Below are 10,237 nucleotides of genomic sequence, written 5' to 3'. Positions count from 1 at the left end.
GCGGCCAGCAGGAGCGTCTGTGACGAGAGGTTCACGTCGCCCTTCCCCTAGAGCTTCAGCAGGCTGGCGTCGTCGACCGAGGCCGACCGGCGCGAGCGGAAGATGGTCATGATGATCGCGAGCCCGACGACGACCTCCGCGGCGGCGACCACCATCACGAAGAAGGCGGCGACCTGGCCCTCGAGGTTGCCGTGCTGCTTCGCGAACACGACGAAGGCCAGGTTGGAGGCGTTGAGCATGAGCTCGACGCACATGAACACGACGATCGCGTTGCGCCGCACGAGCACGCCGACGCAGCCGATGCTGAAGAGGATCGCCGAGAGGACGAGGAACGGGGTCAGGTCGTCCATCACGCCCCCCGCCCGTCGGCCGGCGGCGTGTCCTCGGCGTCGGTCTCCTCGACGGAGTCCGCCCGGGGTCCCTCGAGCGTGCCGACGACGTCCTCGACGTCCCGGTACGCCGGGGCGCGGCGCCCGGTGCCCCGCGCCACGATGGTGCCGGGCACCGAGCTCGCGGCCGGCGTGCCGTCGGGCAGCAGGGCCGGGGTGTCGACCGCGTTGTGCCGGGCGTAGACGCCCGGGGCGGGCTCGGGCCCGAGGTGGGCGCCCTCCGCGCCGTACGCCCGCACGCGGGCGCGGGCCCGGTCGGCCTGGCTCTCCCGCGGGGTGAGGCGCTCGCGGTGGGCGAGCACCATCGCGCCGAGGGCGGCCGTGATGAGCAGTGCGGCGGTGGCCTCGAACGCCAGCACGTAGCGGGAGAACAGCACCTGGGCGAGGCCCTCGATGTTGCCGCCCGCGTTGGCCTCGCCGAGCCCGGAGGCGACCCCGAGGCTCGCCTGGCCCAGCAGCAGGCCGAGCAGGAGCGCGAAGGTGCCGCCGACCACGACGGCCAGGAGACGCTGGCCGCGGATGGTCTCCACGACCGAGTCGGACGCGTCGACGCCGACCAGCATGAGCACGAAGAGGAACAGCATCATGATCGCGCCCGTGTAGACGATGATCTGCACGGCGAAGAGGAACGGGGCCTCGAGCACGGCGTAGAGCACGGCGAGGCTGATCATGACGACCGCGAGGAGCAGGGCCGCGTGCACCGCCTTGCGCACGAAGAGCACCCCGAGGGCCGCCGCGACCATGATCGGGGCGAGCACCCAGAACGCGATCATCGGGCCGCCCCGGGCTCGGGCGCGGCGTACCGCTCGGTGAACGAGCCGCGGTAGTAGTCGCCCTCGTCGTCGCCGAGCCGCATCGGGTGCGGCGGCTGCTCCATGCCGGGCAGGAGCGGCGCCAGCAGGTCCGACTTCTCGTAGATCAGTGCCTCGCGGGAGGAGTCGGCGAGCTCGTACTCGTTCGTCATCGTGAGCGCGCGCGTCGGGCAGGCCTCGATGCACAGGCCGCAGAGGATGCAGCGCAGGTAGTTGATCTGGTAGACGCGGCCGTAGCGCTCCCCCGGCGAGTAGCGCTCCTCGTCGGTGTTGGACGCGCCCTCGACGTAGATCGCGTCGGCGGGGCACGCCCACGCGCAGAGCTCGCAGCCCACGCACTTCTCCAGCCCGTCGGGCCACCGGTTGAGCTGGTGGCGGCCGTGGAAGCGGGGTGCGGTCGGCTTCTTCTCCTTCGGGTAGTCCTCGGTCACCACCTTCCGGAACATCGTGCGGAAGGTGACCCCGAACCCGGCGACCGGGTCCCAGAGCTGCTCCTTGAGCGTCATCGTGCCTCCTCCTCGACCACGCCGGCCTGCACGGGACCGGGCGCGGAGGTGAACGTCAGCGGGGCGGCCGCGCCGCGCACGGCTCCGCCCGCGGGCATCGGGGGCACCGGGTAGGCGCCCGTGCCGGCGTGCGGGGCGGGCACGTCGGGATCGGGTTCGGTCGGCTCGGTGGAGACGACGACCACCACGACGTAGGCGATGATCCCGACCGCCAGCGCGACCGCACCGATCTGCAGCGGGCCCTGGTCGACCACCCGGTCGTTGATCGCGAGCCGCACGATCGCGGCGAGCACGACCCAGCCGAGCGCCACCGGGATGAGGCGCTTCCAGCCGAAGTCCATGAACTGGTCGTAGCGCATCCGCGGCAGCGTGCCGCGCAGCCAGACGAACATGAACATGAAGAGGAAGACCTTGCCGAAGAACCACAGCGCCGGCCAGTAGCCCTCGTTCGCGCCCTCCCAGACGTGGCCGAGGCCGAAGGGGGCCAGCCAGCCGCCGAGGAACAGCGTCGTCGCGAGGGCGGAGACGGTGACCATGTTGATGTACTCGGCGAGGAAGAACAGCGCGAACTTCAGCGAGCTGTACTCGGTGTGGAAGCCGCCCACCAGCTCGCCCTCCGCCTCGGGGAGGTCGAAGGGCGCGCGGTTCGTCTCGCCGACCATCGCGATGACGTAGACGACGAACGCCGGCGCCATCGTGAACGCGTACCACCAGCCGTCGGCCTGCGCCTCGACGATCTCCGACGTGGACGCGGACCCCGCGTAGAGGAAGACGCTGACCAGCGCCAGGCCCATCGCGACCTCGTAGGAGATCATCTGCGCGCTCGAGCGGAGACCGCCGAGGAGCGAGTACGTCGAGCCGCTCGACCAGCCGCCGAGCACGATGCCGTAGATGCCGATCGAGGCGATCGCCATCACGAACAGCACGGCCACCGGCATGTCGGTGAGCTGCAGCGGCGTCACCGTGTCGGTGAACGGGATGGTCACCTCGGGGCCGAACGGGATGACCGCGAACGTCACGAAGGCCGGCACCACGCAGACGACCGGCGCGATCACGAAGACCACCTTGTCGGCGGCCTTCGGGACGATGTCCTCCTTGAGCGCCAGCTTCACGCCGTCGGCGAGGCTCTGCAGGAGACCGAACGGGCCGTTCTTGTTGGGCCCGATGCGGTGCTGCATCCGGGCCACCACGCGCCGCTCGAACCAGATGTTGAAGAGCGTCAGCAGCACGAGCACGACGAAGATCAGCACCGCCTTGAGCAGCACCACCCAGATCGTGTCGCCGCCGAAGGCGTCCAGACCGTTCACGGGGCCACCTCCACCTGCACGCGCTCACCCGGCGCCGCGAGGTCCGCGAGCACCCCTCGCCCCGCGGAGCGGGTCGGCACCCAGACCGTGCCGTCGACCAGCGTCGGCTCGTGCACGCAGGGCAGCTCCACCGCGCCCCGGCTCCCCGTGACCCGCACCTGCGCGGGACGGCCGAGGGCCTCGTACGTCGCGGAGCCGACCCGCACGACCGCCGGGCGCATCGAGGCGCGGAGCGCGGGGTCGCCGTCCTGCAGCGACCCCAGGTCGAGCAGCTGCTTCCAGGTGGCGAGGCGGTGGCCGTCGGCGGATCCGCCGCCGGCCGCGTCGCTCGCGGTCGCCGGGACCGGACGCGCGGGGACGGGACGCGCCGCGGAGCGCTCGCCGTCCCACGCGCCGAGGGCCTCCATCTGCTCCCGCACCTCCGCCACGGTGCGGAACCCCAGCGGGCGGCCGAGCTCCTCGGCGATCCCGGCGAGCACGCGCGAGTCGGGCAGACGGGTGGTGCCGGCGAGCACCGTGGGGAACGGCCGGGGACGGCCCTCCCACGTCACGAACATGCCCGCCTTCTCCGCGACCGCCGCGACCGGCAGCACGACGTCGGCGTGGGCAGTCACCTCGGTGGCCCGCAGCTCGAGGCTGACGACGAACTCCGCCCGCTCCAGCGCCGCGCGGAACGCGGCGGGGTCGGGCAGGTCGGCCGGGTCGACGCCGCCGACGACGAGGCCGGCGAGCTCGCCCGCGGCCACGGCCGCCACGATCTGCTCGGCGTCGCGGCCGGGCCGCTCCGGCAGGGTCGTCACGCCCCAGGCCGCGGCCGCGTCGACCCGTGCGGCCGCGTCGGCGACCGGACGCCCACCGGGCAGCAGGGTGGGCAGGCACCCGGTCTCCAGAGCACCCCGGTCGCCGGCGCGACGCGGCACCCAGGCGAGCCTGGCGCCGGTCGCCTCCGCGAGCCGGGCGGCGGCGGAGAGCGCGCCGGGCGAGGTCGCCAGCCGCTCGCCCACGAGCAGCACGTCGGCCGGCCCCAGGGCCGCGCCGACGAGCTCCTCGGCCCGGTCCGCGAGGCCGTCGAGCGCCGCGGCCTCGTCGCCGGGGGCGGTGGGCACGAGCCGGGCGTGGAGCTTCGCGGAGCCGCGGCTGAGGTACGGCGCGAGGGTGAGCACCGTCGTACGGCTCCGCGCCGAGCGGACCGCCTTGCGGAGCCGCAGGAAGATCGCGCCGGCCTCGTCCTCGGGCTCGAGGCCCGCGAGCACCACGGTGCGGGCCGCCTCCAGGTCGGCCTGCGTGACGCCGCCCCCGCCGGGGCCGGTGAGCACCACGTGGGAGCCGAGGAAGTCGGTCTCCTCCGCGCTCAGGGGACGGGCGCGGAAGTCGACGTCGTTCGTGTCGAGGGCGACGCGGGCGAAGGTGGCGTAGGAGTAGGCGTCCTCCGCGGTCACGCGCCCGCCGGGGAGCACGCCGACGCCGGGACCTTCGGCGCGGTCGCGCGCCGCGGCGAGCCCCCGGGCCGCGACCGCGAGGGCCTCGGGCCACGAGGCGGGCCGCAGCGACCCGTCGGTGTCGCGCACCTGCGGGTAGGTCAGCCGGTCGGGCGCCGTGGCGTAGGTGAACGCGAAGCGGTCCTTGTCGGTGATCCACTCCTCGTTGACCTCGGGGTCGTCGCCCGCGAGGCGGCGCATGACCTTCCCGCGGCGGTGGTCGACCCGGATCGCGGAGCCGCAGGCGTCGTGCTCGGCGACGCTCGGCACCGAGACGAGGTCGAAGGGCCGCGAGCGGAAGCGGTAGGCCTCGCTGGTGAGCGCGCCGACCGGGCAGATCTGGATGGTGTTGCCCGCGAAGTAGGACAGGAACGGCGCGTCCTCGGCGATGCCGATCTGCTGCTGCGCGCCCCGCTCGACGAGGGCGATGAACGGGTCGCCCGGGATCTGCTCGGCGAACCGCGTGCAGCGCTGGCACACGATGCACCGCTCGCGGTCGAGCAGCACCTGCGGCGAGAGGTGGATCGGCTTCGGGAAGGTGCGCTTCACGCCCTCGAAGCGGGAGTCGCCGCGGCCGTTGCTCATCGCCTGGTTCTGCAGGGGGCACTCGCCGCCCTTGTCGCAGACCGGGCAGTCGAGCGGGTGGTTGATGAGCAGCAGCTCCATGACCCCCTGCTGCGCCTTGTCGGCGACGCCGCTGGTGGCCTGGGTGTTGACCACCATGCCGTCGGCGACCTCGAGGGTGCAGGAGGCCTGGGGCTTCGGCAGCCCGCGCCCGTTGCCGGCGTCGGGGACGTCGACGAGGCACTGGCGGCAGGCCCCGACGGGCTCCAGCAGCGGGTGGTCGCAGAACCGCGGGATCGCGATGCCGACCTGCTCGGCGGCACGGATCACGAGGGTGCCCTTCGGCACCGCCACGTTCACGCCGTCGATGGTGACGGTGACGAGGTCGACGGCACCGGCCGTCTCGGGGGTCCGGGGGGTCCGCTCCGGGGTGGTGGTCACGCACCCACCCCCGCCGTGGCTCCGGCGTCGGACCACGCGGTCGACGCCGCCGGGGGGAACGAGACGCTCGTCGGGGTGTGCATCGCCGTCTCGAACTCGTCGCGGAAGTAGCGGATCGCCGAGGTGATCGGGCTGGTCGCGCCGTCGCCGAGGGCGCAGAACGAGCGGCCGAGGATGTTGTCGCAGAGGTCGAGCAGCTTCTCGATGTCGCCCTCCTCCCCCCGGCCGGCGTCGAGACGGGCCAGGGTCTGCACCAGCCACCACGTGCCCTCGCGGCACGGGGTGCACTTGCCGCACGACTCGTGCTTGTAGAACTCCGTCCACCGCAGCACGCAGCGCACGACCGAGACGGTCTCGTCGAAGATCTGCAGCGCCCGGGTGCCGAGCATCGAGCCGGCACCGCCGACCGACTCGTAGTCGAGCGGCACATCGAGGTGCTCCTCGGTGAGCAGCGGCGTGCTCGACCCGCCCGGGGTCCAGAACTTCAGCCGGTGACCCTCGCGGATCCCCCCGGCGAGGTCGATGAGCTCGCGCAGCGTGATGCCGAGCGGCGCCTCGTACTGCCCCGGGTTCCGCACGTGCCCCGAGAGCGAGTAGATGACGAAGCCCTTCGACTTCTCCGTGCCGAGCGAGGCGAACCAGTCGGCGCCGTTGCGGATGATCGCCGGCACCGACGCGATCGACTCGACGTTGTTGATGACGGTCGGGCTCGCGTACAGACCCGCGACCGCGGGGAACGGCGGTCGCAGCCGGGGCTGGCCGCGCCGCCCCTCGAGCGAGTCGAGCAGCGCCGTCTCCTCCCCGCAGATGTAGGCGCCCGCCCCCGCGTGCACCACGAGGTCGAGGTCGTAGCCCGAGCCGTGGATGTCCCGGCCCAGGTGGCCCGCCAGGTAGGCCTCCTGCACGGCGCGCTGCAGGCGCCGCACGACGTGGAGCACCTCGCCGCGCACGTAGATGAAGGCGTGGTGGGCGCGGATCGCGTACGACGCGAGGATCACGCCCTCCACGAGCGTGTGGGGGCTCGCCATCATCAACGGGATGTCCTTGCAGGTGCCCGGCTCCGACTCGTCGGCGTTGACGACGAGGTACTTGGGCTTGTCGCCGCCCGGCGCGCTCGGGTCCTGCGGGATGAAGCCCCACTTCATGCCCGTGGGGAAGCCCGCACCGCCCCGGCCGCGGAGTCCGGCGTCCTTCACGGCGGCGACGACCTCGTCGGGTGCCATGCCGAAGGCGACGTCGAGCGCGTCGTACCCGCCCCGCTGGGCGTAGGAGTCGAGCGTCCAGGAACGCTCGGCGTCCCAGTTGTCCGTGAGCACCGGGGTCAGCGGCGGGATGCTCATGCGTCGTCCTCCTTGCCCTCGTCGAGCTTCGCCTCGGACTCCGCCCGGGACGTGTCCGCCTGCTCGTCGGCCGCCACGGCGGCGGCGTCGTCGGGGTCGGCGTCGGGAGCGGGGCCATGGGACTCGTCCTCGGCGTCCGTGCCACCGGCGGCGGGGGCCTCCCAGCCGCGCTCGCGGGCGACGCGCAGGCCCGCCAGCGAGGCCGGTCCAGCGGCGGGTCCCTCGTCGGCCCGGTCGTCGGGGAAGCCGGCGAGCACGCGCTCGGCCTGGCGCCACGTGCAGATGGCGGGCCCGCGGGTGGAGCGCACCTCGGCGCCGGAGCGCAGGTCGTCGACGAGCCGGCGCGCGCTCTCGGGCGTCTGGTTGTCGACGAACTCCCAGTTCACCATCACGACCGGGGCGTAGTCGCAGGCCGCGTTGCACTCGACGTGCTCGAGGCTGACGACGCCGTCGTCGGTGGTCTCGTCGTTGCCGATCCCCAGGTGCTCCTTCAGGGCCGCGAAGATCTCGTCGCCGCCCATGACCGCGCAGAGCGTGTTGGTGCAGACCCCCACGTGGTAGTCGCCGACGAGGCGGCGCTTGTACATCGTGTAGAAGGTCGCGACGCCGCTGACCTCGGCCGGGGTGAGGCCGAGGATCTCGGCGCAGGCCTCGATGCCCTCGGGCGTGATCCGGCCCTCGGCGGACTGCACGAGGTGGAGCATCGGGAGCAGCCCCGAGCGGGCCTGCGGGTAGCGCTCGGTGATCTGGCGCAGCTCGGCGAGCGTCTCGGTCGAGAGCGTCATCGGTCCACCCCTCCCATGACGGGGTCGATGGAGGCGACGGCCACGATGACATCGGCGACCATGCCGCCCTCGCTCATCACGCTCGTCGCCTGCAGGTTGGTGAAGGACGGGTCGCGGAAGTGCACGCGGTGCGGCTTCGTGCCGCCATCGGAGACGACGTGGGCGCCCAGCTCGCCGCGCGGTGACTCCACCGGCACGTACGCCTGGCCGGGCGGCACGCGGAAGCCCTCCGTGACCAGCTTGAAGTGGTGGATCAGGGCCTCCATCGACTCGCCCATGATGTGGCGGATGTGGTCGAGGCTGTTGCCCTGGCCGTCGGAGCCGATGGAGAGCTGGCTCGGCCACGCGATCTTCTTGTCGGCCACCATCACCGGCGCGCCCGCGAGGCCCTCGAGGCGGGCCACGCACTGCTCGACGATCCGCAGGCTCTCGAACATCTCGTTCATGCGGATGCGGAACCGGCCGTAGGAGTCGGCCGTGTCCCAGGTCTGCACGTCGAAGTCGTAGGTCTCGTAGCCGCAGTAGGGCTGCGTCTTGCGGAGGTCCCAGCCGTAGCCCGTCGAGCGCAGCACCGGGCCGGTGAGTCCCAGCGCGAGGCAGCCCTCGAGGTCGAGGTAGCCCACCCCCTCGAGCCGCCCCCGGAAGATCGGGTTGGCGTTGCACAGCGCCGCGATCTCGGGGAGCCGCTTGCGCATGAGGGCGACGAAGTCCCGCACGGCGGCGAGCGACCCGTCGGGCAGGTCCTGCGCGACGCCGCCCGGCCGGATGAACGCGTGGTTCATGCGGAGGCCCGTGATGAGCTCGAACAGGTCGAGCACCTGCTCGCGCTCGCGGAACCCGATGGTCATCACCGTGAGCGCGCCCAGCTCCATGCCGCCGGTGGCTATCGCGACGAGGTGGGAGGAGATGCGGTTGAGCTCCATGAGCAGCACCCGCATGACCTGCGCCTTCTCGGGCACGTCGTCCTCGATGTCGAGCAGCCGCTCGACGCCCAGCACGTAGGTCGCCTCGTTGAAGAACGGCGACAGGTAGTCCATGCGGGTGCAGAACGTGACGCCCTGCGTCCACGTCCGGTGCTCCATGTTCTTCTCGATGCCCGTGTGCAGGTAGCCGATCCCGCACCGCGCCTCGGTGACCGTCTCCCCCTCGAGCTCGAGGACCAGCCGCAGCACACCGTGGGTCGACGGGTGCTGCGGGCCCATGTTGACGACGATGCGCTCCGCGTCGCCGGCCTCGCCGACGCCGGAGACGACCTCGTCCCAGTCCTGGCCGGTGACCGTGAAGACGCGTCCCGCGTCGGCGCCGTCGGTGTCGCCGGCGGCTCCCGCGGCGTACGGGTCGCGCGGCCGGCTGCCCTGTGTCGTGGTCATCAGGTGTACGACCTCCGCTGGTCGGGCGGCGGGATCGTCCCGCCCTTGTACTCCACGCTGATCCCGCCGAGCGGGTAGTCCTTGCGCTGCGGGTGGCCGGGCCAGTCGTCCGGCATGAGGATGCGGGTCAGCGCCGGGTGGCCGTCGAAGACGATCCCGAAGAAGTCCCACGTCTCGCGCTCGTGCCAGTCGGCCGTCGGGTAGGTCGCCACGACGCTCGGCACGTGGGGGTCGGCGTCGGGGCAGGTCACCTCGACGCGGACGCGACGGTTGTGGGTCATCGAGAGCAGGTGGTAGGCCACGTGCAGCTCGGCACCGGTCTCGTCGGGGTGGTGGACGCCGCTGACGCTCGCGCAGACCTCGAACCGCAGGTCCGGCTCGTCGCGCAGGGCCCGGGCCGCCGCCGCGAGGTGCTCACGGCGCACGTGGAGGGTCAGCTCCCCGCGGTGCACCACCACCTGCGCGACCGCGCCGGGCACCGCCGCCTCGAGGGTGTCGACGACCGCGTCGTACCAGCCCCCGAAGGGGCGCTCCGCCGGCGCCGGGAAGACGACGTCGCGGCGCAGCCCGCCGAAGCCGGAGGTGTCGCCGGAGCCGCGGACCCCGAACATGCCGGTACGCCGCGCGCGCACCTCAGCCGCGGGGGCGGCGGCCTCCGCGGCCGCAGGCTCGGGCAGGTGCTCGTCGCTCATCGCAGGAGGCCCTTCTGCTCCTCCGTCGGCACGGCGTTGAGCGCGGCCGTCTCGAGCTCGGTGATCTGCGCGTCGCGCTGGGCGCCGAACTTGGTGTGCTGCACCTGGTCGTGGAGCTTGAGGATGGCGTCGATGAGCATCTCGGGGCGGGGCGGGCACCCGGGGAGGTACATGTCCACCGGCACCACGTGGTCGACGCCCTGCACGATCGCGTAGTTGTTGAACATGCCGCCCGAGCTGGCGCAGACGCCCATGGCGAGCACCCACTTGGGCTCCGCCATCTGGTCGTAGATCTGGCGCAGGACCGGCGCCATCTTCTGGCTCACGCGGCCGGCGACGATCATGAGGTCGGCCTGCCGCGGGCTCGCGCGGAAGACCTCCATGCCGTAGCGCGCCAGGTCGTAGCGCGGCCCGCCGGTCGTCATCATCTCGATGGCGCAGCAGGCGAGGCCGAAGGTCGCGGGCCAGAAGCTGGCCTTGCGCATGTAGCCCGCGACGCCCTCGACGGTCGTCAGCAGGACGCCGCTGGGGAGCTTCTCCTCGATACCCATGT

General features: G+C 72.7%; 10 protein-coding genes. All 10 read right to left on the bottom strand.

Translation table 11 applies throughout. The annotated features are described in order from the left end of the window. Window positions 1-47: 47 nt before the first annotated feature. Genes nuoK through PIR53_18810 form a run of 10 tightly spaced genes read right to left on the bottom strand, consistent with a single transcriptional unit; the run spans window position 48 to window position 10,235 of the window. Window positions 48-350 (bottom strand): NADH-quinone oxidoreductase subunit NuoK, encoded by a 303-nt coding sequence (gene nuoK, locus PIR53_18855; protein ID WZH52065.1) that lies wholly within the window; start codon window positions 348-350, stop codon window positions 48-50. Further along, complete coding sequence (locus PIR53_18850; protein WZH52064.1) at window positions 350-1,162, bottom strand: NADH-quinone oxidoreductase subunit J; 813 nt, start codon at window positions 1,160-1,162, stop codon at window positions 350-352. Before PIR53_18850 ends, nuoK begins: the two co-directional genes overlap by 1 nt. Next, window positions 1,159-1,707 carry an NADH-quinone oxidoreductase subunit NuoI gene (gene nuoI / locus PIR53_18845; protein ID WZH52063.1) on the bottom strand — a complete coding sequence of 183 codons (549 nt, stop codon included), beginning with the start codon at window positions 1,705-1,707 and terminating at the stop codon, window positions 1,159-1,161. Before nuoI ends, PIR53_18850 begins: the two co-directional genes overlap by 4 nt. Next, complete coding sequence (nuoH, locus tag PIR53_18840) at window positions 1,704-3,014, bottom strand: NADH-quinone oxidoreductase subunit NuoH (protein WZH52062.1); 1,311 nt, start codon at window positions 3,012-3,014, stop codon at window positions 1,704-1,706. The genes nuoI and nuoH overlap by 4 nt, the downstream gene beginning before the upstream one ends. Continuing rightward, a complete protein-coding gene (locus tag PIR53_18835) occupies window positions 3,011-5,497 on the bottom strand; it encodes an NADH-quinone oxidoreductase subunit G (GenBank protein ID WZH52061.1) in 2,487 nt (828 codons plus the stop codon). Before PIR53_18835 ends, nuoH begins: the two co-directional genes overlap by 4 nt. Further along, a complete protein-coding gene (nuoF, locus tag PIR53_18830) occupies window positions 5,494-6,837 on the bottom strand; it encodes an NADH-quinone oxidoreductase subunit NuoF (GenBank protein WZH52060.1) in 1,344 nt (447 codons plus the stop codon). The genes PIR53_18835 and nuoF overlap by 4 nt, the downstream gene beginning before the upstream one ends. Then, on the bottom strand, window positions 6,834-7,622 hold the full coding sequence (gene nuoE / locus PIR53_18825; GenBank protein ID WZH52059.1) for an NADH-quinone oxidoreductase subunit NuoE: 789 nt from the start codon (window positions 7,620-7,622) through the stop codon (window positions 6,834-6,836). The genes nuoF and nuoE overlap by 4 nt, the downstream gene beginning before the upstream one ends. Next, a complete protein-coding gene (locus tag PIR53_18820; protein ID WZH52058.1) occupies window positions 7,619-8,992 on the bottom strand; it encodes an NADH-quinone oxidoreductase subunit D in 1,374 nt (457 codons plus the stop codon). Before PIR53_18820 ends, nuoE begins: the two co-directional genes overlap by 4 nt. Then, window positions 8,992-9,684 carry an NADH-quinone oxidoreductase subunit C gene (locus tag PIR53_18815; protein ID WZH52057.1) on the bottom strand — a complete coding sequence of 231 codons (693 nt, stop codon included), beginning with the start codon at window positions 9,682-9,684 and terminating at the stop codon, window positions 8,992-8,994. The genes PIR53_18820 and PIR53_18815 overlap by 1 nt, the downstream gene beginning before the upstream one ends. Further along, window positions 9,681-10,235, bottom strand: a complete 555-nt coding sequence (locus PIR53_18810) for an NADH-quinone oxidoreductase subunit B (protein WZH52056.1) — start codon at window positions 10,233-10,235, stop codon at window positions 9,681-9,683. The genes PIR53_18815 and PIR53_18810 overlap by 4 nt, the downstream gene beginning before the upstream one ends. Between the last annotated feature and the right edge of the window lie 2 nt (window positions 10,236-10,237).

The organism is Nocardioides alkalitolerans (assembly GCA_038184435.1).
Taxonomy (GTDB): domain Bacteria; phylum Actinomycetota; class Actinomycetes; order Propionibacteriales; family Nocardioidaceae; genus Nocardioides; species Nocardioides alkalitolerans_A.
This window is presented reverse-complemented; position numbering and strand designations above follow the sequence as displayed.